The sequence below is a fragment of the Streptomyces sp. NPDC001750 genome (assembly GCF_042892615.1).
In the GTDB taxonomy this organism is placed as follows: Bacteria; Actinomycetota; Actinomycetes; order Streptomycetales; family Streptomycetaceae; genus Streptomyces.
The window spans coordinates 1-22,042 of sequence record NZ_JBIAUE010000021.1 but is presented as its reverse complement, the minus strand read 5'-3'; the positions used below and the strand labels follow the sequence as shown (position 1 = coordinate 22,042).

Here is a 22,042-nt window from a genome sequence, read left to right as displayed (position 1 = left end):
ACGTCGAGAGATGCACCTCGCACGGCAGCACTGGTGCGAGGCCCATCCCCCGCCACGTCATCGGAGGATCTGAATGACCTCGAAGCCCACCCCGACCATCGCTGACTACATCGACGAGAGCGTGCTCCTCATCCGCGCGATCGTCGGTGGCGAGCCCTCCGACCCCCAGAGACTCATCGACCTCGGGCGAGTGCTCGCCCGCCACAGCAGCACCACTTGGCGTACCCTCCAGGACCGCCGGCCCAACAGTGGCGTCCTCGCCATCGACCTGATGCGCGCCGTTGGCAACTTGGCCGTCGCACGTACCGCCGGAGAGGTCCGGGCCGCGCTCGCCGAGCGCCCCTCAATGGATCCTCATGACTACCTTCGTAGCCTCTGCCTCGCCACGCTCCCGGCCTGGCCGCTGACCGTCGACAACGCCGCGCCGGTCGTCGTCTACCGTCGCGGTGGTAGAGGCTTCGGGCCTCTGTGGGACGCGGTCGGCCTCGGCGACGAGGCCGAGATCGAACGCATCAGCGATCAGATCATCCAGGGTGCCACCGACTTCTGGGCTCGGGGGCTCGGCGACTGACGTCCGGTCCGTCAACACTTCGGGCGAGCAGCGGGCGAGCAAACGATCTTGAGAGGCGAAAAAAGGCCCCCGCCGAGGCGGGGGCCTTGCCATATGTGCAGGTCAACTGAGTGAACCTGCGGCGTGTCGCGGTGGGGCGGGTGGGACTCGAACCCACGGCCGACGGATTATGAGTCCGCTGCTCTAACCGGCTGAGCTACCGCCCCTCCTCGGCGTGGCGCGTACAAGTGTGCGCGCCGTCTGCCGCAGCATAGCCGGTCATACGATCTCTCGCTCCGGATGGTCGGCTTCGCGTGACCAGGAAGACTCCTCCACCTCCCCGCCCGGTTCCGGATGGCACGAAGTACAGGCGAAAGAGTCACGCGCGTCCCAGCCGCATCACCGGAACCAGCGACACGCCCGGACCCGGGCGGCCACCGACACGAACGGCCGCCGGCACGAACGGGTCGCCGACGCGCACGAGCAGCCGCCGACGCGGACGGGCGCGCGGCCCGGGACGTGCGGTCGCGTGACGCGACCACGGAAACACGAAAAAGGACCCCGCAGGGTCCTCCTCCGATCTGCTCCCCCGACTGGACTCGAACCAGTAACCCTCCGGTTAACAGCCGAATGCTCTGCCAATTGAGCTACAGGGGATCGCGCTCCCCCGACTGGACTCGAACCAGTAACCTGCCGGTTAACAGCCGGCTGCTCTGCCAATTGAGCTACAGGGGATTGCTGCGTCTGCACCGAGCCCTGCCCGCCTGGCTGCTGCCGGGCGGCGCGTGCTCGCTGCGACACATACATTAGCGCAAGCAGGGGGGTGCTTTGCCAATCGGTATCGCCCGGGGTGATCTCGGGTGCCTACGGGTAGGCGGGCAGCACACGTCGCGCCGAGCGGCGCACTGAGCCAGGAAGGGTGGCAGCCATGCGGTACCGGCTCACGTTCATCGCCGGACTCGCCATCGGATACGTGATCGGGACACGGGCCGGGCGCGAGCGTTACGAGCAGATGAAGAAGTCCGCACGCCAGTTCGCCCAGAACCCCGCCGTACGCAATACCGCCGAGTCCGCGGCCCAGACCGGCCGCGATCTGGCGGGCCGGGCCTACCACTCGGTGAGCGACAAGGTCGGCGAGAAGGTACCCGCCTCGGTGACCGCCCGGGTCCGCTCGCTGCGGGGCCGGAACGGGGAACGGAACGGCGAGGACGACTGGGGCACCTCCAACACGTGATCGGGCCCGTCGACACGTGATCGGGCCCGTCGACACGTGATCGGGCCCGTCGACACGTGACCGCCGTCGGCGGCGCGCGGCCGGGCCCGCCCGGCGCCCCTCGCGCGCCTGCCCGGCACCCCGTAACCCGGCCCGCTCCGCGCGGCCGGGCCGCCCGTGTGCCGCCGCGCCGTACGGTACGGAAACGCTCCGGCGGTGCGGCAGAATCTTGGGCATGGGGATAGTCGCCGGCTTGGACAGCTCTTCCGCCTTCACTCACATCGTCGTCTGCGACACGGACACGGGCGCCGTGCTGCGCCGGGGTTACGCCGCTCACCCCGTCGAACCGAAGGCCACCGAGGTCGACCCGCAGGCATGGCTGCTCTCGCTGGGCGAGGCGGCCGGCGGGGGCCTGCTCGAAGGCGTACAGGCCATCGGCGTCTCCGCGCAGCAGCACGGGCTGGTACCGCTGGACCACCAGGGCGGCGTCGTACGCCCGGCGCTGCTCGGCAACGACAAGCGGGCGCAGGCCGCCGCGGCCGACCTGATCGACGGGCTGGGCGGGCGCCAGGCATGGGCCGAGGCGGTCGGGGCGGTCCCGCAGGCCGCGCAGCCGGTGGCGAAGCTGCGCTGGCTGGCCCGCAACGAGCCGGAGGCGGCCCAGCGGGTGGCCGAGGTGCTCCAGCCGCACGACTGGCTGGTGTGGCAGCTGCTGGGCCGGCCGGCCCGACGGACCACCGACCGGGGCGCCGCGTCCGGCACCGGCTACTGGTCGGCGGGCACCGGTGCGTACCGGCCCGATCTGGTGGAGCTCGCGCTGGGGCATCCGGTGGCGCTGCCCGAGGTGCTCGGCCCCTGCGACACTGCCGGGGCGACGCCCGAGGGGCTGCTGATCTCCGCGGGGACGGGCGAGACGATGGCTGCGGCGTTCGGGCTCGGGCTCGGCGCCGGTGACGCGGTGGTGTCGCTGGGCGCCTCGGGTTCGGTGATGGCGGTGCACCACGAGGCGCTGTCCGACCCGAGCGGGACGATCACGTCGCTCGCGGACGCGACCGGCATGCATCTGCCGGTGGTGTACACGTCGAACGCGGTGCGGGCCTTGCGCGGGACCGCCGAGATGCTGGCCGCGGAGAACCTGGAGGAGCTGTCCGCACTGGCGCTGAAGTCGACGCCGGGCGCCTCCGGGCTGGTGCTCCTGCCGTACCTGGAGGGCGAGCGCACCCCGCACCTGCCGCACACGGCGGGGACGCTGTGCGGGCTGCGGCGCGAGTCGATGAAGCCGGAGCACCTGGCACGGGCCGCGTTCGAGGGGATGCTGTGCTCGCTGGCCGACGCGCTCGACGTGCTGCGCGGCCGGGGCGTCGAGGTGCGCCGGGTGTTCCTGCTGGGTGCGGCGGCCGAGCTGCCGGCCGTGCAGGCGATCGCGCCCGCGCTGTTCGGCACGCAGGTGGTCGTCCCGCAGCCGGCCGAGTACGCGGCCCTGGGCGCGGCCCGGCAGGCGGCCTGGGCGCTCGGCGTCTCGCAGGGGACGGCCGATCCGCACACTCCTCCGGCCTGGCAGGGCGCGGCGGCGCAGGTGCTGGAGCCCGGCGAGGAGCTGGCGGTGGGTCAGGCGATCCGCCAGCAGTACGTGGCGACGCGGGACCAGATCCACCCGGGGGCGTTCACCCCGGCGCCCTGATCCGGTCCGCGCCGCGCACAACAGCACGCCGCCCTCCGACCCGGTCCGTGCGGCATACGGCGCTCTGCCGGTCCACGCGGCGCACTACGGCGCGCGGTCGGGGACGGAACGGCGCGGCCGAGTACATGCGACGGAGGACAACCCTCCGCCACATGTACTCGGTCTGTTTTTTTACCCGGTCTTGAATAAAAACGTTCGCGGCCCTCGCACGGGGTACCGGAAAATGGGTCGCCTCCCGACCTCCGCCGACTCCGAGAGACACGCGTGCTCATAAAACTCCTGCGGGCCCATCTCGGTCCGTACAAGAAACCCATCCTGCTGCTGGTCCTGCTCCAGTTCCTGCAGACCTGCGCCACCCTCTATCTGCCGACCCTGAACGCCGACATCATCGACAAAGGTGTGGTGAAGGGGGACACGGGCTACATCCTGGAGTTCGGCGGCATCATGATCGCCGTCAGCATCGCCCAGGTCGCCTGCAACATCGGTGCCGTCCATCACGGTTCACGCACCGCGTCCGCGCTCGGCCGCGACGTCCGGGCGGCGGTCTTCGACCGGGTCCAGTCGTTCTCCGCGCGGGAGGTCGGGCGGTTCGGCGCGCCCTCGCTGATCACGCGCACGACCAATGACGTCCAGCAGATCCAGATGCTGGTGCTGATGACGTTCACGCTGATGGTGTCGGCGCCGATCATGTGCGTCGGCGGCATCGTCCTGGCGCTCGGCCAGGACGTCCCGCTGTCGTCGGTGCTGCTCGCGGTGGTGCCGGTCCTCGGCATCGCGGTGGGCCTGATCGTGAAGCGGATGCGCCCGCTGTTCCGCACCATGCAGGAGCGGGTCGACACCGTGAACCGGGTGCTGCGGGAGCAGATCACCGGCAACCGGGTCATCCGCGCGTTCGTCCGCGACGGCTACGAGACGAAACGCTTCGGCGTCGCCAACGACGAGCTGACCGACGTCTCGCTGTCCACCGGGCGACTGATGGCGCTGATGTTCCCGACCGTGATGACGGTGGTGAACGTGTCGTCGATCGCCGTGGTCTGGTTCGGTGCCCACCGCATCGACAGCGGCGGCATGGAGATCGGTGCGCTGACCGCGTTCCTCGCCTACCTCATGCAGATCGTCATGTCGGTGATGATGGCCACCTTCATGTTCATGATGGTGCCGCGCGCCGAGGTGTGCGCCGAGCGCATCCAGGAGGTCCTGGAGACCGAGTCCAGCGTGGTCCCGCCCGTAGCCCCGGTCCGGGAGCTGCGCACCCAAGGCCATCTGGAGATCCGGGGCGCGGACTTCCGCTACCCGGGCGCCGAGGAACCGGTGCTGCGGTCGGTGGACCTGGTGGCCCGCCCCGGCGAAACCACCGCGATCATCGGGTCGACGGGCAGCGGGAAGTCGACGCTGCTCGGACTCGTACCGCGCCTGTTCGACGTGACGGACGGCCAGGTGCTGGTCGACGGCACGGACGTGCGGACACTGGACCCCGAGCTGCTGGCGAGGACCGTGAGTCTGGTCCCGCAGAAGCCGTACCTGTTCTCCGGGACGGTCGCGAGCAACCTGAGGTACGGGAACCCGGACGCGACGGACGAGGAGCTCTGGCACGCGCTGGAGGTCGCGCAGGCCAAGGAGTTCGTCGAGGCGCTGGAGCACGGCCTGGAGGCCCCGATCGCGCAGGGCGGCACCAATGTCTCGGGCGGGCAGCGGCAGCGGCTGGCGATCGCCAGGACGCTGGTGCGACAGCCGGAGATCTACCTGTTCGACGACTCGTTCTCGGCTCTCGACTACGCCACCGACGCCGCCCTGCGCGCGGCGCTGACGCGGGAGACGGCCGGGGCGACCGTGGTGATCGTGGCGCAGCGGGTGTCCACCATCCGCGACGCGGACCGGATCCTGGTGCTCGACGAGGGCCGGGTCGTGGGCCGCGGCACCCACCACGAACTGATGGACGGCAATGAGACGTACCGGGAGATCGTGCTCTCCCAGCTGACGGAAGCGGAGGCCGCGTAATGGCCGGGCCTGGCGGACGGATGATGGCGGGCGGCGCGCCGACCGACCGGTCCATGGACTTCAAGGGGTCGTCGAAGCGACTGCTGAAGCGCTTCGGGACGGAGAAGTCCTCGCTGTACGCGATGCTGGCGGCCGGGGCGCTGAGCGTCGGCCTGTCGGTGGTCGGACCGAAGATCCTCGGCCGCGCGACGGACCTGGTGTTCGCCGGGGTCGTCGGCCGGCGGATGCCCGAGGGCGCCACGAAGGAGCAGGTCGTCGAGAACCTGCACAAGTCCGACAGCGGGCTGGCCGACATGCTGTCCGGGGTGGACTTCGTCCCCGGTCGCGGCATCGACTTCGGCGCCGTCGGCGACGTACTGCTGCTCGCGCTGGCGGTCTATGTCGCGGCCGGACTGCTGATGCTCGTGTCGTCCCGGCTGTCGATCCGGATCATCAACCGAGTCGTGTTCCGGCTGCGCGAGGACATCCAGGCGAAGCTGTCCCGGCTGCCGTTGTCGTACTTCGACCAGGCCAAGCGTGGCGAAGTGCTCAGCCGGGCGACGAACGACATCGACAACATCTCGCAGACGATGCAGCAGACGATGGGCCAGCTCGTCAACTCCCTGCTCACCATCGTCGGCGTACTGATCATGATGTTCTGGATCTCGCCGCTGCTGGCACTGGTCGCGCTGGTGACGGTGCCGCTCTCGGTGGTCGTGGCGACGAAGGTCGGCAAGCGCTCGCAACCGCAGTTCGTCCAGCAGTGGAAGGTGACCGGCAAGCTCAACGCGCACATCGAGGAGATGTACACCGGGCACACCCTGGTGAAGGTCTTCGGGCGGCAGGAGGAGTCCGCGAAGGACTTCGCCGAGCAGAACGAGGCCCTGTACGAGGCGGGGTTCAAGGCGCAGTTCAACAGCGGGATCATGCAGCCGCTGATGATGTTCGTGTCGAACCTGAACTACGTGCTGATCGCCGTCGTCGGCGGTCTGCGGGTCGCCTCGGGTTCGCTGTCGATCGGTGACGTGCAGGCGTTCATCCAGTACTCGCGGCAGTTCTCGATGCCGCTGACCCAGGTCGCCTCGATGGCGAACCTGGTGCAGTCGGGCGTCGCGTCGGCCGAGCGGATCTTCGAGCTGCTGGACGCCGAGGAACAGAGCGCCGATCCGGCGCCCGGCGAGGCCGAGCGGCCCGAGGAGCTGCGGGGCAGCGTCGCGCTGGAGAAGGTGTCGTTCCGCTACGACCCGGACAAGCCGCTCATCGAGGAACTGTCGCTGAACGTCGAGCCGGGGCACACGGTCGCCATCGTCGGCCCCACCGGCGCCGGCAAGACCACCCTCGTCAATCTGCTGATGCGGTTCTACGAGGTGACCGGCGGACGGATCACTCTCGACGGCGTCGACGTGGCGAAGATGTCGCGCGACCAGCTGCGCGCGGGCATCGGCATGGTTCTCCAGGACACCTGGCTGTTCGGCGGCACGATCGCGGACAACATCGCGTACGGCGCTTCGCGCGAGGTCACCCGGGAGGAGATCGAGGAGGCGGCCCGGGCGGCCCACGCCGACCGCTTCATCCGTACCCTGCCGGATGGTTACGACACGGTGATCGACGACGAGGGCTCCGGCGTCAGCGCGGGCGAGAAGCAGCTGATCACCATCGCGCGGGCGTTCCTGTCCGACCCGGTGATCCTGGTGCTCGACGAGGCGACGAGCTCCGTCGACACCCGTACCGAGGTGCTGATCCAGAAGGCGATGGCCCGCCTGGCGCACGGGCGCACCAGCTTCGTGATCGCGCACCGGCTCTCCACCATCCGGGACGCCGACGTCATCCTGGTGATGGAGAACGGCTCGATCGTCGAACAGGGCACGCACGAGGAGCTGTTGGCGGCCGGTGGAGCGTACGCCCGGCTGTACTCGGCGCAGTTCGCGCAGGCGGTGGCCGAGGTCGACTAGAGCGTGTTGCGAAAGTCCCGTCCGGCCCGCGGCGTCTGGCACGGCGCTCCGCCCTTAGGGCGGACGGCGCCACTTTCGCAACACGCCCTGGGCAGGTGATGGAGCCGGTCGGTCCGCGGGGGGACCGACCGGCTCCGCCGTTCCTCGCCGGTGCCGTCGGTCAGTCGAGATAGCCGCGGAGCTGGTCGGCGAAGGTGTGGTCGCGCAGTTTGCCGAGGGTCTTGGACTCGATCTGCCGGATGCGTTCGCGCGTCACGCCGAAGATCCTGCCGATCTCCTCGAGCGTGCGGGGCCGCCCGTCGACCAGCCCGTAGCGCAGCTGGACCACTTTCCGCTCGCGCTCCCCGAGCGTGGACAGCACCGCCTCCAGGTGCTCACGCAGCAGCAGGAAGGCGGCGGACTCGACGGGGGACGCGGCGTCCCCGTCCTCGATCAGGTCGCCGAGGGCTAGGTCCTCCTCCTCGCCGACGGGGGCGTGCAGCGAGACGGGTTCCTGGGCCAGCCGCAGGATCTCGCCGACCCGTTCCGGGGTGAGGTCGAGCTGGTCGGCGACCTCCTCGGGCGTCGGCTCCTGACCGTGCTCCTGGAGCATCCGCCGCTGGACGCGTACGACCCGGTTGATCAGTTCGACGACGTGGACCGGGACCCGGATGGTCCGCGCCTGGTCGGCGAGGGCGCGGGACATGGCCTGGCGGATCCACCAGGTGGCGTACGTGGAGAACTTGTAGCCCCGGGTGTAGTCGAACTTCTCGACCGCCCTGATCAGTCCGAGGTTCCCCTCCTGGACCAGGTCGAGCATGGTCAGCCCGCGACCGATGTAGCGCTTGGCGACGGAGACGACGAGGCGGAGGTTGGCCTCGATGAGGCGGCGCTTCGCCATCCGCCCCATGACCACCAGCCGGTCGAGGTCGACGGCCAGCCGGGTGTCCGGATCCGGGGTGCTCGCGAGCCGTTCCTCCGCGAAGAGCCCGGCCTCGATCCGGCGGGCCAGCTCCACCTCGTCGGCGGCGGTGAGCAGCGGGATGCGGCCGATCTCCCGCAGGTACTGGCGGAAGAGGTCGGCGGACGGTCCGCCGGCCTCCGGACGGCCGCGCGGCTCCGGGGTCTCGGGAGCCGCCCGCGACAGCTCCTCCACGGTCCCCTCGGACAGGCTGGCTGCCTCGGCCGCCCCGGGCCCCTCAGGTGGCCCGGCCGTGCCGGGGGGTTCGCGCGAGCCGGGCGCCTCGGGCGGAATCTGCGGCTCCACCGCACCCTCGGGGTGGCGCACGGCCCGGTTCTGCGCGGGAATGGCCGAGACGGGCTCGGGTTGGGTCACGGTCCGGGTCTGCACGGGGGCGACCTCCAGGTGATCGCTGCCGGACCGCGGGGACGGAACCACCACAGGGTGGACCGGCCGCGCTCCGATGACTCAGGCACCGCCCCCAGTGTGGGGGAAGACACATCACTGCCACGAGGGGCGTGCGAGGACTTTCTGAGTCCGTTCCGTGACCGGCCGGTTACGCGGATGGACGAGTCCGAGCGGATGCGCGCCCGCGTGAACCGCGCGCGCCCCGGCGCCGCCGCGGGAGCGGCCGGCCCGAGTCAGAGCGCGTCGGCGCCGTGGTTGCGCAGGGACTCGGCGTACTGCTGGAGGACCCAGACCTCGTTCTGCGCCGCCGCCAGCTGCTCCGGGGGGACATGGCTGCCGAGGCGGGCCAGGCTGCCCTGGACCTCGCCGATCCGGCGGTCGACGGCGCGCAGCCGGACCTGGACGAGCTGCACCCCGGCATAGGTCTCGTCGATGGTCTTGCCGTGGAAGACCTCCACCGCCAGCTCGGTCACGAGGTTGCGCACCGTGTCGTCGGGGGCCGCGTCCAGCACCCGGGCCAGGTAGTCGCGAGGCTCCGGGAGGCCCGTCTCGGCACCGCCCGCGTCCGCGACGCACTGCCGGACCGCGGCGTACGGCGGGGCGGTGAACTCGTCGACCCCGTAGGCGTCGAAGGCCGGTGAGACCAGGGCGGGCTTCTGGAGGGCGAGCTTCAGCAGTTCGCGTTCGGTGCGGTGGGCGGGGCTGCGCAGGTGGAGGGCGGGGCCCGAGGGGGCGGCGGGTGCCCGGACCTGCTCGTGCCGGGAGCCGCCGGGAGCACCGGGGCCGCCGCGGGAGGAGGCCGGGGCGGGACCGCGCCGGTCACCCCGCTCGCGGGCCCAGCGGGCGAGCTGGGCGACCCGCTTGACCACGAACTGGGTGTCCAGGATGCCGAGCATCCCGGCCAGCTGGACGGCGACCTCGTGCTGCGAGGAGCTGTTCTTGATCCGGGCGACGACGGGGGCCGCCTCGTCGAGCGCGGCGCCGCGCCCCGCCGGGGTCTCCAGGTCGTACCGCCCCACGATCTGGCGCAGCGCGAACTCGAAGAGCGGGGTGCGCGGGTCGACCAGGTCGCGGACGGCCTCGTCGCCCTTGGCCAGGCGCAGATCGCAGGGGTCCATGTTGTCCGGCGCGATCGCGATGTACGTCTCGGCGGCGAACTTCTGGTCGTCCTCGAAGGCGCGCAGCGCGGCCTTCTGCCCGGCGGCGTCGCCGTCGAAGGTGAAGATCACCCGGGCGCTGCCGTTGTCCATCAGCAGGCGGCGCAGGATCTTGATGTGGTCCCCGCCGAAGGCCGTGCCGCAGGTGGCGATGGCGGTGGTGACACCGGCGAGATGGCAGGCCATGACGTCGGTGTAGCCCTCGACGACGACGGCGCGGCTGCTCTTCGCGATCTCCTTCTTCGCCAGGTCGATGCCGTAGAGCACCTGGGACTTCTTGTAGATCGCGGTCTCGGGGGTGTTGAGGTACTTCGGTCCGTTGTCGTCGTCGCGCAGCTTGCGGGCGCCGAAGCCGACGACGTCGCCGGAGGTGTCGCTGATCGGCCACATGAGCCGGCCGCGGAAGCGGTCGATGGGGCCGCGCCTGCCGTCCTGGGAGAGGCCGGAGGCGATCAGCTCCCTGTCGCTGAAGCCCTTGCCGCGCAGATAGCGGGTGAGGTGGTCCCAGCCCGCCGGGCTGTAACCGATGCCGAAGTGGACGGCGGCGTCCTGGTCGAAGCCGCGCTCGGCGAGGAACTTGCGGCCGATCTCGGCCTCGGGGCCGTTCAACTGCTCGCGGTAGAAGTCGGCGGCCACCTTGTGCGCCTCGACCAGCCGGATGCGCTCACCGCGCTGGTGGGAGGGGTTGTACCCGCCCTCCTCGTACCGCAGGGTGATGCCCGCCTTGGCGGCGAGCCGTTCGACCGTCTCGGAGAACGAGAGATGGTCGATCTTCATCACGAAGGCGATCGTGTCGCCGCCCTCCTGGCAGCCGAAGCAGTGGAACAGGCCCTTGCTCGGGCTGACCTGGAAGGAGGGGGACTTCTCGTCGTGGAACGGGCAGAGACCCTTGAGGTTGCCGCCGCCCGCGTTGCGCAGCTGGAGATACTCGGAAACGACGGCGTCGATCGGGACCGCGTCCCGTACCGCCTTCACGTCCTCGTCATTGATCCTGCCTGCCACGGGTGAATTCTACGGGCGGGGTACGACACCCCTGTCGACCCGCCACTGTGATCCCGGGTACCCGGGCCGTGCCCCGCTCGTGCCCCCGGCCGGACACCCCGGCCGTCCCGGCCCGAAAAGGCGCTCGCGCGGCTCGGGGGCGTCCCCGCCTCAGCTCAGCGAGGTCAGCGGCACCGACGGATCGGCCAGTGCGTCCGGGTCGATCTGCCGGCCGGACCGGACCAGCTCCTGCACACTCTCGGTGACGTCCCACACGTTGACGTTCATCCCGGCCAGCACCCGCTGGTCCTTCAACCAGAAGGAGATGAACTCGCGTTTGCCGGCGTCGCCCCGGATGACCACCTGGTCGTAGCTGCCAGGGGGCGCCCACCCCGAGTATTCGAGGCCGAGGTCGTACTGGTCGGAGAAGAAGTACGGCACCCGGTCGTAGCTCACGTCCTGGCCGAGCATGGCCCGGGCCGCGGCCGGGCCGCTGTTCAGCGCGTTCGCCCAGTGCTCCACGCGCAGCCGGGCGCCGAGCAGCGGATGGGCCACGTTGGCCACGTCCCCCGCCGCGAAGATGTGCGGGTCGCTGGTGCGCAGGGAGGCGTCGACGGCGATGCCGCCGCCGTCCTTGCGCGCGGCCATGGCGAGCCCGGCGGTCTCGGCGAGGGCGGTGCGGGGGGCGGCGCCGATCGCGGCGAGCACGTCGTGGGCGGGGTGCTCCTCGCCGTCGTCGGTGCGCACGGCGAGGACGACGCCGTCCTGGCCGACGATCTCGGTGAGACGGACGCCGAAGTGAAAACGCACCCCGTGGTCCTGGTGCAGCTGGGTGAAGATCTGCCCGAGCTCGGGGCCGACCACATGGTGCAACGGCGTCGGTTCCGGCTCGATGATGGTGACCTCGGCCCCGTATCCGCGTGCCGCCGCCGCGACCTCCAGACCGATCCAGCCGGCCCCGGCGATCACCAGATGGCCGTTCTCGCGGCCGAGGGAGGTCAGCACCTTGCGCAGCCGGTCGGCGTGGGCGAGGCGGCGCAGGTGGTGGACGCCGGCCAGGTCCGTGCCCGGGACGGGCAGGCGGCGCGGCTCGGCCCCGGTGGCGAGCAGCAGCTGGTCGTAGTGCACGACGGTGCCGTCGCCGAGCCGTACGGAGCGGTCCACCCGGTCGAGGGCGGTGACGGGCTGGCCCAGGTGGAGTTCGATCTCGGCACCCGCGTACCAGGCGGTCTCATGGACGAAGACGCTGTCCCGCTCCTCCTTGCCGGACAGATAGCCCTTGGACAGCGGAGGCCGTTCGTAGGGATGGTCGCGTTCGTCGCCGAGAAGGATCACCCGGCCGCTGAAACCCTCCGCCCGGAGCGTCTCGGCCGCCTTCGCTCCTGCCAGTCCTCCGCCGACGATGACGAAGGTCTGATGTGCGTCGACCACTTGTTGCCTCCTCGATGCTCGCTGCGCGGGGCCCGACTGCGAGCGTCCCGCACGCAGCGTGATGGCGAAAGGGGGTGTACCCCGATCAGGTAATGCCCCTGTCGGACCAGGGCGCATACGGACGGGGCGCGCGGGCGGGGCCGGTCAGCGGCCCGGTGCGGTGAGCGCCGCGTGCAGGGAGCGCGCCGAGGCGTCGGTCAGGGCGGCGATCTGGTCGACGAGGACCCGCTTGCGGGCCCGGTCGTCGGGTGCGGCGTCGAACAGGGCCCGGAACTGCGGCTCCAGCCCCTCGGGGGCGCGCGCGGTGAGCGCGGCGGCCAGTTCGGCGATGACGATGCGCTGGTCGGCGCGGATCGCCTCCTGCTCGGCGCGCTGCATGACGTAACGGTCCGCGACCGCCTTGAGCACGGCGCACTCGTTGCGCGCCTCGCGGGGGACGACGAGCGCGGCCGCGTACCGGCCGAGCCGGCCGGTGCCGTACGCCCGCCGGGTGGCGCTCTCGGCGGCCAGGCAGAACCGGCCGATCAGCTGGCTCGTCGCGTCCTTCAGCCGGGCCTGGGCGACGGCGGACCCGTCGTAGCCGTGCGGCCACCAGTCCTGGGCGATGAGCCGGTCCAGAGCCTCGGCCAGTTCGTCCGGAGGGGTGTCCGCCGGGACGTAGCGGCCGATGGCGACCGCCCAGATCTCGTCGCGCTCGGGCTCGGCGTACAGGCAGTTGGGGTCGATGTGCCCGGCGTGCAGCCCGTCCTCGAAGTCGTGCACCGAGTACGCGACGTCGTCGGACCAGTCCATGACCTGGGCCTCGAAGCAGGTGCGGTTCGCCGGGGCGTCACGGCGCACCCACTCGAAGACCGGCAGGTCGTCCGCGTACACCCCGAACTTCGGCGTGTCGGGGTCGCCGGGCCGGCCGCCGCGCGGCCACGGGTACTTGGTGGCGGCGTCCAGGGAGGCACGGGTCAGATTGAGTCCGACGCTGACCAGCGCCCCGGTCCGGGTGTCGGGCACGAACCGCTTCGGTTCCAGCCTGGTGAGCAGGCGCAGCGACTGGGCGTTGCCCTCGAAGCCGCCGCAGTCCGAGGCGAAGTCGTTGAGCGCCTGCTCGCCGTTGTGGCCGAACGGCGGGTGGCCGAGGTCATGGGCGAGACAGGCCGTCTCGACCAGATCGGGGTCGCAGCCGAGGGCTGCCCCGAGCTCGCGGCCGACCTGGGCGCATTCCAGGGAGTGCGTGAGCCGGGTCCGGGGGCTGGCGTCCCAGGCCCGGCTGCGGGTGCCGGGGGTGACGACCTGCGTCTTCCCGGCGAGCCTGCGCAGTGCGGCGGAGTGCAGCACCCGAGCACGGTCGCGCTGGAAGGCGGTGCGGCCGGGACGTTTGTCCGACTCGGCGTCCCAGCGCTCGGCGTCGGCCGCGCGGTACGGGGTCGGGCTCCGGCCGTGTGCGCCCGTGCCGGTGCCCGGGGACTCCCACGTGCTTTCCGGGCAGTCGGGGCAGTCCGCGCCGGCCTCGCGCTCCGCACGGTTCTCGGCGTCCGCACGGTCCGAGGCGTCCGCACGGTCCGAGGCGTCCGTCTGGTCCGCGTCCGTACGGTCCGGGGCGTCCGCGCGGTCCGGGCCGTCTTCACGGTCCGTGCCGTCCGTGCCGGGCGTGCTCTCCGTACGGTCCATGCCGTCCATGCCGTCCATGTGTCCGACAGTAGACGGCCGGGCCGACACGTTCGGAAACAGTGACGAAGTCGGCTGAACCGGGCAGCGCTGAACCGTTTCCCCTCGTCTCTCGTCCGATCATGCGAGACATCAACGACGGGGCACGGACTTGAGGAGACACCGATGGGGGAACGACGACCGGGACGGCCGGCACGGTGGCTCGGGCGCGTGCGCCCCGTCCGGCTCGGGCGGCGCGGGCGGCGCGGGCGGCTCGGGCGGCCGTGGCCGCGCACCCGGCGGGGGCAGCGGCGCCTCGTCCAGGCGGCGATGCTCACGTGCGTGGCCGCGCTGGCCCCCGCGACCTGGATGCACACCGCCGCCGACGACCGGGTGAGGACCACCGCGGACGTGCCCGCGCGGCAGGTCGCCGTGGTCTTCGGGGCCGGGCTGTGGGAGGGCAGACCGACGCCGTACCTGGCGCACCGGCTGGACGCCGCCGTCGAGCTGTACCGGGCCGGGAAGGTGAAGGTCGTGCTCGTGACCGGCGACAACAGCCGCGAGGAGTACGACGAGCCGGACGCCATGCGCACGTACCTCCGCGCGCACGGGGTGCCGGACGGGCGGATCGTGAGCGACTTCGCCGGTTTCGACACCTGGGACTCGTGCGTACGGGCCAAGAAGATCTTCGGGGTCGACCGTGCGGTGCTGGTGACCCAGGGGTTCCACATCCGCCGGGCGATCACGCTGTGCCGGAGCGCCGGCATCGACGCGTACGGGGTCGGCGTCGACGCCGTGCACGACGCGACCTGGTACTACGGCGGCGCACGAGAGGTGTTCGCGGCGGGGAAGGCGGCGCTGGAAGCCACCTTCAAGCCGCACCCGCGCTTCCTGGGCCCGCAGGAGCCCGGGGTCGCGCGGGCGCTGGCGGCGGACGACTGGTAGGACGTCAGGTCCCGTACGGGCGAACGGTCCTGGCGTCGCGCAGGGCGCGCCCCCACCAGACGAGCTGATCGAGCAGCGCCGTGGCCGCGGCGTCGACGCCGGCGGGGTCCCGGTGCCTGCCCTCGTCGTCGAACTGGGCGCCCGCGTAGGCCAACGACACCGTCTCGCGGATGCCGACGGCGTGCAGCTCCGCGAAGACCTGCCGCAGGTGCTCGACGGCCCGCAGTCCGCCGGACACCCCGCCGTACGAGACGAATCCGACGGGCTTGGCCTGCCACTCGTCGCGGTACCAGTCGATGAGGTTCTTCAGCGGAGCCGGGTACGAGTGGTTGTACTCGGGGGTGATGACGACGAAGGCGTCGGCCGCCGCGAGCCTGGCGGAAACGGCCGCCAGACGGGCCTGCGCATCGGCGTCGGGCCGGTACGAGAGGGCGATGGGGAGGTCGAGTTCCGCGACGTCGATCAGGTCCGTCCCGATGTCCGGATGCCCGGCGGCGCGTGAGAGGAACCAGTCGGCGACGACGGGGGCGAACCGTCCCTCCCGGTTGCTTGCGAGCAGGACTGCGGCCTTGAGCTGCTCGGTGGCGGTGGTCGCGGACGCCGTGGGCGAGGGAGCTGTGGTGAGATCCATGCGACGAGGCTCGTAGATCAACCAAGGTTGAGGTCAAGCCGCGCGACCTCGTCGGTCCTCGGCGGCTCGACAGTGGTTCTTCTTCGACGGATTCTCGACGCTTTTCAGCGGTCTTTCGGCGACCTTTCGGTGGTCATTCGGCGACTTCCCGGCGGCTCTTCGTCACCCCCCTCGGCATACGGTGAACGCATGACGACTCCCGCTCCCTTCCCCTACGCCGAGTTCGACGGGCATCCGGCGACCGAGGCGGATCTGCGGATTCCGGCTTTCCTGAACTACGGGCACTTCACGGCCATGCAGGTGAGGGACGGGAAGGTACGCGGTCTCGCGCTGCACCTGGCCAGGCTGGACTCCGCCAACCGGGAGCTGTTCGAGCGCCCGCTGAACGGGGACCGGGTCCGCGGGCTGATCCGGCACGCGCTGGACGGCGCCGGGGTACGGGACGCTTCGGTCCGGGTGCAGGGCTTCCTGCCGACGGAGGGCGAGGAGACGACCGTCATGGTCACGGTGCGCGGACCGGCCCGGAAGCCGACGGAACCGCACCGCCTGATGTCCGTTCCGTACGCCCGGACCGTGCCGCACATCAAGCGGCCCGGCGAGTTCGGCCAGATGTACTACGCGAGGCTCGCCGCACGCTCCGGTTGCGACGAGGCGCTGCTGACCACGCCGGACGGCACGGTGACGGAGGCGGCGATACACAACATCGGCTTCTGGGACGGGACTTCGGTCGTCTGGCCCGACGCCCCCGCCCTGCTCGGCATCACCATGGCCCTGCTGGAACGGGACCTGCCCGGCGCGGGGCTGGAGTCCGTACGACGTCCGGTGACGCTGGGCGGGCTGGGCGCGTTCCGGTCCGCGTTCCTCACCAACTCGCAGGGCATCGCACCGGTCCGGCGCATCGACGACATCGAGTTCACGGTGGACGAGGACCTGATGGAACGGATCGGGCGGGTGTACGACGCCGTGCCCTGGGACAGCGTCCGAGACGTCCGAGATTCCGAGACGTCCGAGATCCGAGGCGCCTGAGATCCGAGACGTCTGAGACCGGACGGGTACGGGCCCGGCCCGCTGCGCCGGCCCGGTCCCGGGCCGGGGGTCTGGCGCGGGGCCCCGGCCCCGTTCCCGGCTCGGCGCGGACACGGAACCGCCCCGCCTGCCCGGAAGGACGAGCCCGGTGGACCGGCGGGGCGGGGGGCGGTCGTATGCGCCGTCCCGTGGGGGGTGACTGACGTGTGCCCGGCACCCACGAGGTCATGCGTGTGATGTGCGCCACTTTCCCGACTGCGGCGTCACCCATTCGGCACCGATTCCCGCGAAACCGCCGCCACCCTGCCCGATCACCCTCGCGACCTGCGCGGATGCGGTTTGGCAAGAGGGCCACGCCGTGCCGTTCGGGTGGAAGCTGACTTGGTGTCAGCAGGCATGGGAGCCGTGCCACTCGTTAGCTCGGAGTCGGAACACAGCTGCTCGCGAAACAGCTGCTCAGCCGCCCGGCTGTTCGGCCGTTCGCGGGACGGCCGCTCGCGCACATCGCCGGAGGAACCCCCATGCGTCCTGCTCGCCCAGTGACCGCTGCCGCCACCGTCACCATTCCCATAGCCGCGCTCGCCCTCTTCGCCACAGCACAGCCCGCGTACGCGGGTGCCACCGGTACGGCACGGACCGGCTCGGCCGCCACGGCGCCCGTCGACGGTGCCCTGCGGGAGCGCGGGGTCCTCCTGGAACGCGGGATCCCCCAAGGGCACGGTGTCCTCCTGGAAGGCGGCACGCCTCGAGAGGGCGGCGTCCTCCAGGAAGGCGGCGTCCCCCGGGAACAGGGCGGCGGGGACGGATCGACGGGGACCGGACGCGACACCCCCTTCGGGGGCCTCAACGTCCCCTCGCTGCTCGACTCCGTCGGCGGGCGCAACGCCGTCTCCGGGCTCGGGACCGCCAGGAAGAACGAGGGCTCGAACGAGGGCGGCAACCGGGACTCTTCCGAGGGCGGCGGCTCGTCCCGCCGCGAGGACTCGTCCGGACGCGACGGCTCGTCGTCCGGTCACGACGACTCCTCGGGGCGCGACAACGGGTCCGGACGCGGTGACTCGTCGGAGTCCGATTCTCCGCGCGGACGCGTCAGGACTGGTGTCGGCGGCAGTGTCCGTTCCGACACCACCCAGATCGCGGCGGGAGCCGGCGTACTCGCCGGAGCCGCCGCCGGCGGAGCCTGGCTCCTGCGTCGTCGGGCGAGCGGCACGCAGGGAGCCGGCTGACGGAGACGGATTCACGTCTCCGTACCCGCCTGGTTCCCGTCCCGGTGGTCGCGCGCCACCGGGACGGGACCGTACCTGTTTCCGCGCCCGTCCCCTGGACACGCCGGAACCGGTGTCCGCGCCGGGCCCGGATCCGTACGGGTCCCGCATCCGTACCGGAGCCCATGTTCGTGCCGGAGTCCGTATCCGCGCCGGTCTCCGTATCCGTGCCGATACCCGTATCCGTACCGGCGCCCCTCCCCCGTCCCCGTACCCGTCTTCGTTCCGTCACCCGGAGGACGACCGTGTCCCAGAAGGGCAAGGGCTGGCTGCTGGCCATCGCCGCGCTGGCAGGTGTCTGGCTGATCCGCCATGGCGCCGACGCACAGCTGATGCCACCCCAGCCGACCACCGCGCAGGCATTCGCCGACGCCCCGGCGCCGCTGCCCGGATCACCCGTCGCCGAACCGTTGAAGCCGTCGCCCCCCGTACGCATCCGGATCCCGAGCATCCGCGTCGACGCCCCGATGATGCGGCTCGGGCTCGGCGCCGACGGAAGTCTCGACGTACCACCGGCCGAGGACCGCAACGTCGTGGGCTGGTACCGGGACGGCACTCCCCCGGGCTCCAAGGGCAGCGCGATCGTCGCCGGTCATGTCGACAACGCGCAGGGCCGCTCGGTCTTCTACGACCTGGGAGCCCTGCAGAGGGGAAGCACGGTGGAGGTGGTCCGCCGGGACGGCCGCACCGCCGTCTTCTCGCTCGACGCGATCGAGGTCTACGGCAGTGACGACTTCCCCGACGAAAGGGTGTACGGCGACTCGCCCTACGCCTCGCTCCGGCTGATCACCTGCGGCGGCGGGTTCTCGAAGAAGACCGGCTATCAGGGCAACGTGGTGGCGTACGCGCACCTCACCGAGGTGCGCTGAGAGCACTCTCACGAAAGGCCGCCCGCCAACGGTCGTTCACGTCCGGTCGCCCGGGAACGACCGCCCATGATCGAGCGCTCACGCCACCCACTGGTCGAACGCCAGCTTCGCGACCAGCGAGAACACGACGACCAGCAGCACTCCGCGGACGAAGCCGCTGCCCCTGCTGAGCGCCATCCGCGCGCCGACGAGGCCGCCCACCAGGTTGAACACCGCCATCAGCGCACCCAGTTGCCACAGGACGTTGCCCTGGTACGCGAACATCGCCAGTGCCCCGCCGTTGGTGCAGACGTTGACGATCTTGGCGTTGGCGGACGCCGTCACGAGGTCGAGGTGGAGCACCGCGGTCAGGGCCAGCACCAGAAACGTTCCGGTGCCGGGACCGAACAGTCCGTCGTAGAAGCCGATACCACCGCCGACCAGCAGGATCGCGGCGACTATACGGGCGCGGGTGACGTCCGGCCGCGCGCCGTCGTCCTCCGCCGCCCTTCCGAACGAGGGCCGCAGCATCACGAACGCCGCGACCGCCAGCAGCACCACCATGATCACGGGGCGCAGCACATCGCTGCTGATGCCCGCGGCGAAGAACGCGCCGGCCATCGATCCGGCCAGGGCCGCGAGCCCGATCCGCAGGGCCGTCCAGAGCCTGACCGGCGCCTTGCGCAGGTAGGTCACGGCGGCACCCGTCGTACCGACGATCGCGACCGCCTTGTTGGTGCCGAGGACCTGCGCGGCGGGGACCTGCGGGAGCCCCAGCAACAGGGCGGGCAGCAGGAGCAGTCCGCCGCCGCCGACCACCGCGTCGATCCAGCCCGCAGCGGCTGCGGCGAGACAGAGGACGACCAGTGTGGTGAGTGCTATGTCGGGCATGGCCACGACACTAAGGACGTGATCACGCACCCGTCCAACCGCTGGGGCCGGTTCGCGGAAAAGCTGAGCAGGATCTGAGCTTCCCCGCCCCCGGGCCCCGGGCCGCGGCTCCCGGCCCGGGGGCTTCCCCGCGGACTTCCCGGTCTCCGGTCTCCGGTCCCGGGCCCCGGCTTCCCCGCGGGCGGCCGGGGCTCAGCCCTGCTGCTCGGCGACGGCGGCCGGGTCCATCCAGATGACCTCCCAGATGTGACCGTCCGGGTCCTGGAAGGAACGTCCGTACATGTGGCCGAAGTCCATCGTCTCGCCGGCGGGCGATCCGCCGGAGGCGAGAGCGGTGTCGGCCATCTCGTCGACCTTCTCACGGCTCTCCGCGCTCAGCGCGAGGATCACCTCGGTGGTCCTGGAGGTGTCCGCGATCTCCTTCTTGGTGAAGTCCTTGAACCGGGACTCCGTAAGGAGCATGGCGAAAATGGTGTCGCTGATGACGAGGCAGGCGGCGTTCTCGTCGCTGAACTGCGGGTTGCAGGAGTAGCCGAGCTCACCGAAGAACGTCTTGGCCGCTTCGAGGTTCTTGACCGGCAGGTTCACGAAGATCATCTGAGACATGTTCGTTCCGCTCCATCTGATGTTCGAACGCTTTACGACAGGTAGACCGTGCGCCCGCGCGGAACTCATCGGTGTCCGCGAAAAAAGTTCTTTCCCCGTCGCGAGGCCCGATGAACGGTTCCCCCCGCAAGGCTCGGCGAGCCGCCACCGGAGCCGTGGCGCGGCTGGGCAGGCGGGTGAGGGGGCGAGGCGGCGGTCAGGACATGGCGAGCGGCGCGCCGCCCCGGAGCAGCGACCCGCCCAGCGGGGTCAGCGTGTGCAGGACCGAGCTGCCGTGCCGCAGTGTGTGGATCAGACCGGCCTCGCGCAGCACACAGGCGTGCTGGCTCGCGGAGGCAAGCGATATGCCCGCGCGGAGGGCGAGTTCGCTGGTCGTGCAGCCGTTGCCGATGGCCCGCAGCACGGTCGAGCGGGTGTTCCCGAGGAGCCGGCCGAGCCAGGGGCCCGGTTCGGCGAAGACCGGGGCGCGGGAGTGCGTGACCGGGTAGACGAGGACGGGCGGGAGTCGCTGGTCCCGGTAGACGACCGGGGTGACCCGGCAGAAATAGGACGGCTGGAGCAGCAGTCCCCTGTCGTTCAGACGGATCTCGCGGTCGAAGGGATAGTCGGCCTCCAGCACGGGCGGGCGCCAGCGGATCATGGGCGGGAGGGAGGCGAGCAATTCCTCGGTCCCGCCGTCCAGGAGGGCGCGGCCACGGACGGCGCGGTCGGCCTCGACGCTGGATCGGATGTGCGGCCAGTAGGGTTCGATCGCGGCGCGGTGATAGGCGCGCAGGGCGTCGGCGAGTCGGCCGAGCGGCTCGACCCGCCCGTCCGGGACCCGGCCCGGCATGCGGCGTCCGGCGTCCAGCAGAGCCAGTTCGTCGCGTATCCGGCCGGGCGGGGTGTCGCGTAACGCCTCTATTCCGGTGTCGATGGTGTACGGATCGCCGCTTTCCTGAGAAGGTGTCAGGAAGTCCGGGAAATAGCCACGCGGTGGAATCACGGCGGCCAACAGGCGTACTTCATTGTTCAACCGTGGCCGGGTTTCTTTACGCCATTCCCCGAACACCGTCGAACCGCGCCGGTCCCGCAGCCGGTGGAAACTCAAAATGGTTTCCCACAGTGCGTCCGGCCGAGTGGCCATCCGAACCTTGGACAGGTCCACTCCGGACATGTGGATACGCAGCACCGGGCCCCCACCTGTTGCACGTGCAATTACCCCCACTCAAGGGTATGCGACCCATAACAGCACGTCACCACGGGGTTTCGGCCAGAGGTGAAACGTCTCGCCTCCGCACGTCGCCACCGGAAAGCTGTACGGCGTCGGGTGCGTATCCGGAGCCACCGGAAGAGCGAGTGAAGGCCGTGGGGGGTTTTGCTCGTTCGGCGGCGGTCGGCGACGGTGCGGCTCCGCACCCGACGGGGGTAAGCCGGGGTGCGGCCCGTGGGTGGGGATCCACGGGCCGTGTCCCGGTCCGTTACGGGTGCCCCGCTCGCCGCGGCACCGTGGCCCTTTCGGCCCTACCACCGCGTTTACCGCATCGGTTACGGGATCCCGATCCGTTACCGGCCCCTATCTTTCTGATCTGAACAAACTTCTTGCATTGAAGAACAAAGAAATGGCACAGAATCGCACAGCCATTTCGCCGCCCCAGCCGGAACGGCCGCACAGGCGCGCGAGCACCAAGGCAGGCAGACACGCAGGCGGGCTGGGGCACGGCCACGCCGGCACCCGGATGGAAGCAGCCGGAACGGCCGCGCACAGCCGGAAGGCAGCACGCGGCCGAGGCAGATCGAGGCGGGGGGCCCCCCCCCCGGGCCCCCCCCCCGGGGTTAAACCCCCCGGGCGCGGCCCGGGGTGGGGGTGCGGGGGCGGGAATAACCCGAACCCGAGGTTAAACAACCGGGGGGCCGGGAGCG

The 22,042-nt window shown here is 71.1% G+C and carries 17 protein-coding genes and 3 tRNA genes; 9 read left to right on the top strand and 11 right to left on the bottom strand.

Annotated features, from left to right (window positions below; genetic code table 11):
* Nucleotides 1-73 precede the first annotated feature (73 nt).
* Nucleotides 74-571: a hypothetical protein gene (locus ACFYY6_RS27755; protein ID WP_389195968.1), complete on the top strand. Its 498-nt coding sequence runs from the start codon at nt 74-76 to the stop codon at nt 569-571.
* Between the two features lie 132 nt (nt 572-703).
* Here the strand turns inward: ACFYY6_RS27755 and ACFYY6_RS27750 are convergent.
* From ACFYY6_RS27750 to ACFYY6_RS27740, 3 genes are all read right to left on the bottom strand, one after another.
* Nucleotides 704-777, bottom strand: a tRNA-Ile gene (locus ACFYY6_RS27750).
* 357 nt (nt 778-1,134) lie between these two features.
* Nucleotides 1,135-1,207, bottom strand: a tRNA-Asn gene (locus ACFYY6_RS27745).
* Nucleotides 1,208-1,212: 5 nt separating this feature from the next.
* Nucleotides 1,213-1,285 (bottom strand) — tRNA-Asn (locus ACFYY6_RS27740).
* 193 nt (nt 1,286-1,478) lie between these two features.
* On the opposite strand from ACFYY6_RS27740, the gene ACFYY6_RS27735 reads away from it, so the two are divergent.
* The 4 genes from ACFYY6_RS27735 (at nt 1,479) to ACFYY6_RS27720 (ending at nt 7,373) form a co-directional block, all read left to right on the top strand.
* Complete coding sequence (locus tag ACFYY6_RS27735; protein ID WP_351524049.1) at nt 1,479-1,784, top strand: YtxH domain-containing protein; 306 nt, start codon at nt 1,479-1,481, stop codon at nt 1,782-1,784.
* A gap of 214 nt (nt 1,785-1,998) precedes the next feature.
* Nucleotides 1,999-3,444 (top strand): FGGY family carbohydrate kinase, encoded by a 1,446-nt coding sequence (locus tag ACFYY6_RS27730; protein WP_351634685.1) that lies wholly within the window; start codon nt 1,999-2,001, stop codon nt 3,442-3,444.
* Nucleotides 3,445-3,708: 264 nt separating this feature from the next.
* Nucleotides 3,709-5,442 carry an ABC transporter ATP-binding protein gene (locus tag ACFYY6_RS27725; RefSeq protein WP_351634687.1) on the top strand — a complete coding sequence of 578 codons (1,734 nt, stop codon included), beginning with the start codon at nt 3,709-3,711 and terminating at the stop codon, nt 5,440-5,442.
* Nucleotides 5,442-7,373 (top strand): ABC transporter ATP-binding protein, encoded by a 1,932-nt coding sequence (locus tag ACFYY6_RS27720; RefSeq protein WP_351524054.1) that lies wholly within the window; start codon nt 5,442-5,444, stop codon nt 7,371-7,373. Before ACFYY6_RS27725 ends, ACFYY6_RS27720 begins: the two co-directional genes overlap by 1 nt.
* 160 nt (nt 7,374-7,533) lie before the next feature.
* Here the strand turns inward: ACFYY6_RS27720 and ACFYY6_RS27715 are convergent, their stop codons facing one another.
* The 4 genes from ACFYY6_RS27715 to ACFYY6_RS27700 all read right to left on the bottom strand — a co-directional run bounded on the left by ACFYY6_RS27715 (nt 7,534) and on the right by ACFYY6_RS27700 (nt 13,970).
* Nucleotides 7,534-8,703, bottom strand: coding sequence for a sigma-70 family RNA polymerase sigma factor (locus ACFYY6_RS27715; RefSeq protein WP_389195963.1), 1,170 nt, complete (start codon nt 8,701-8,703; stop codon nt 7,534-7,536).
* A 251-nt stretch (nt 8,704-8,954) separates the two neighbouring features.
* Nucleotides 8,955-10,880, bottom strand: a complete 1,926-nt coding sequence (gene dnaG / locus ACFYY6_RS27710; protein ID WP_351525005.1) for a DNA primase — start codon at nt 10,878-10,880, stop codon at nt 8,955-8,957.
* Between the two features lie 150 nt (nt 10,881-11,030).
* On the bottom strand, nt 11,031-12,290 hold the full coding sequence (locus ACFYY6_RS27705; protein ID WP_351525006.1) for an FAD-dependent oxidoreductase: 1,260 nt from the start codon (nt 12,288-12,290) through the stop codon (nt 11,031-11,033).
* A gap of 144 nt (nt 12,291-12,434) precedes the next feature.
* Nucleotides 12,435-13,970 carry a deoxyguanosinetriphosphate triphosphohydrolase gene (locus ACFYY6_RS27700; RefSeq protein WP_386607317.1) on the bottom strand — a complete coding sequence of 512 codons (1,536 nt, stop codon included), beginning with the start codon at nt 13,968-13,970 and terminating at the stop codon, nt 12,435-12,437.
* A 144-nt stretch (nt 13,971-14,114) separates the two neighbouring features.
* Between ACFYY6_RS27700 and ACFYY6_RS27695 the strand changes: the two genes are divergently transcribed.
* Nucleotides 14,115-14,873 carry a vancomycin high temperature exclusion protein gene (locus ACFYY6_RS27695; protein WP_386607318.1) on the top strand — a complete coding sequence of 253 codons (759 nt, stop codon included), beginning with the start codon at nt 14,115-14,117 and terminating at the stop codon, nt 14,871-14,873.
* 4 nt (nt 14,874-14,877) lie between these two features.
* On the opposite strand, the gene ACFYY6_RS27690 is transcribed toward ACFYY6_RS27695, so the two are convergent.
* Entirely contained in the window at nt 14,878-15,504 is a 627-nt protein-coding gene (locus tag ACFYY6_RS27690; protein ID WP_389195958.1) for an NADPH-dependent FMN reductase, read from the bottom strand.
* Between the two features lie 189 nt (nt 15,505-15,693).
* Between ACFYY6_RS27690 and ACFYY6_RS27685 the strand changes: the two genes are divergently transcribed.
* The 3 genes from ACFYY6_RS27685 (at nt 15,694) to ACFYY6_RS27675 (ending at nt 18,664) form a co-directional block, all read left to right on the top strand.
* Nucleotides 15,694-16,530, top strand: a complete 837-nt coding sequence (locus tag ACFYY6_RS27685; RefSeq protein WP_389195954.1) for an aminotransferase class IV family protein — start codon at nt 15,694-15,696, stop codon at nt 16,528-16,530.
* Nucleotides 16,531-17,051: 521 nt separating this feature from the next.
* Nucleotides 17,052-17,756, top strand: a complete 705-nt coding sequence (locus ACFYY6_RS27680) for a hypothetical protein (protein ID WP_389195951.1) — start codon at nt 17,052-17,054, stop codon at nt 17,754-17,756.
* Between the two features lie 284 nt (nt 17,757-18,040).
* Entirely contained in the window at nt 18,041-18,664 is a 624-nt protein-coding gene (locus tag ACFYY6_RS27675; RefSeq protein WP_388650925.1) for a class F sortase, read from the top strand.
* A gap of 78 nt (nt 18,665-18,742) precedes the next feature.
* Here the strand turns inward: ACFYY6_RS27675 and ACFYY6_RS27670 are convergent, their stop codons facing one another.
* The 3 genes from ACFYY6_RS27670 to ACFYY6_RS27660 all read right to left on the bottom strand — a co-directional run bounded on the left by ACFYY6_RS27670 (nt 18,743) and on the right by ACFYY6_RS27660 (nt 21,311).
* Entirely contained in the window at nt 18,743-19,534 is a 792-nt protein-coding gene (locus tag ACFYY6_RS27670; protein ID WP_351525013.1) for a TSUP family transporter, read from the bottom strand.
* 192 nt (nt 19,535-19,726) lie between these two features.
* On the bottom strand, nt 19,727-20,140 hold the full coding sequence (locus tag ACFYY6_RS27665) for a VOC family protein (RefSeq protein WP_351525014.1): 414 nt from the start codon (nt 20,138-20,140) through the stop codon (nt 19,727-19,729).
* Nucleotides 20,141-20,336: 196 nt separating this feature from the next.
* Nucleotides 20,337-21,311, bottom strand: coding sequence for an ArsR/SmtB family transcription factor (locus tag ACFYY6_RS27660; RefSeq protein ID WP_386607321.1), 975 nt, complete (start codon nt 21,309-21,311; stop codon nt 20,337-20,339).
* Nucleotides 21,312-22,042 lie beyond the last annotated feature (731 nt).

Bases quoted from the DNA above. Each gene is read 5' to 3' on its own strand.
- ACFYY6_RS27700 (WP_386607317.1), bottom strand. From the start codon at position 13,970: ATGGACGGCATGGACGGCATGGACCGTACGGAGAGCACGCCCGGCACG.
- ACFYY6_RS27695 (WP_386607318.1), top strand. From the start codon at position 14,115: ATGGGGGAACGACGACCGGGACGGCCGGCACGGTGGCTCGGGCGCGTG.
- ACFYY6_RS27735 (WP_351524049.1), top strand. From the start codon at position 1,479: ATGCGGTACCGGCTCACGTTCATCGCCGGACTCGCCATCGGATACGTG.
- ACFYY6_RS27670 (WP_351525013.1), bottom strand. From the start codon at position 19,534: ATGCCCGACATAGCACTCACCACACTGGTCGTCCTCTGTCTCGCCGCA.
- ACFYY6_RS27720 (WP_351524054.1), top strand. From the start codon at position 5,442: ATGGCCGGGCCTGGCGGACGGATGATGGCGGGCGGCGCGCCGACCGAC.
- ACFYY6_RS27680 (WP_389195951.1), top strand. From the start codon at position 17,052: ATGCGTCCTGCTCGCCCAGTGACCGCTGCCGCCACCGTCACCATTCCC.
- ACFYY6_RS27730 (WP_351634685.1), top strand. From the start codon at position 1,999: ATGGGGATAGTCGCCGGCTTGGACAGCTCTTCCGCCTTCACTCACATC.
- ACFYY6_RS27685 (WP_389195954.1), top strand. From the start codon at position 15,694: ATGACGACTCCCGCTCCCTTCCCCTACGCCGAGTTCGACGGGCATCCG.
- ACFYY6_RS27755 (WP_389195968.1), top strand. From the start codon at position 74: ATGACCTCGAAGCCCACCCCGACCATCGCTGACTACATCGACGAGAGC.
- ACFYY6_RS27690 (WP_389195958.1), bottom strand. From the start codon at position 15,504: ATGGATCTCACCACAGCTCCCTCGCCCACGGCGTCCGCGACCACCGCC.
- ACFYY6_RS27665 (WP_351525014.1), bottom strand. From the start codon at position 20,140: ATGTCTCAGATGATCTTCGTGAACCTGCCGGTCAAGAACCTCGAAGCG.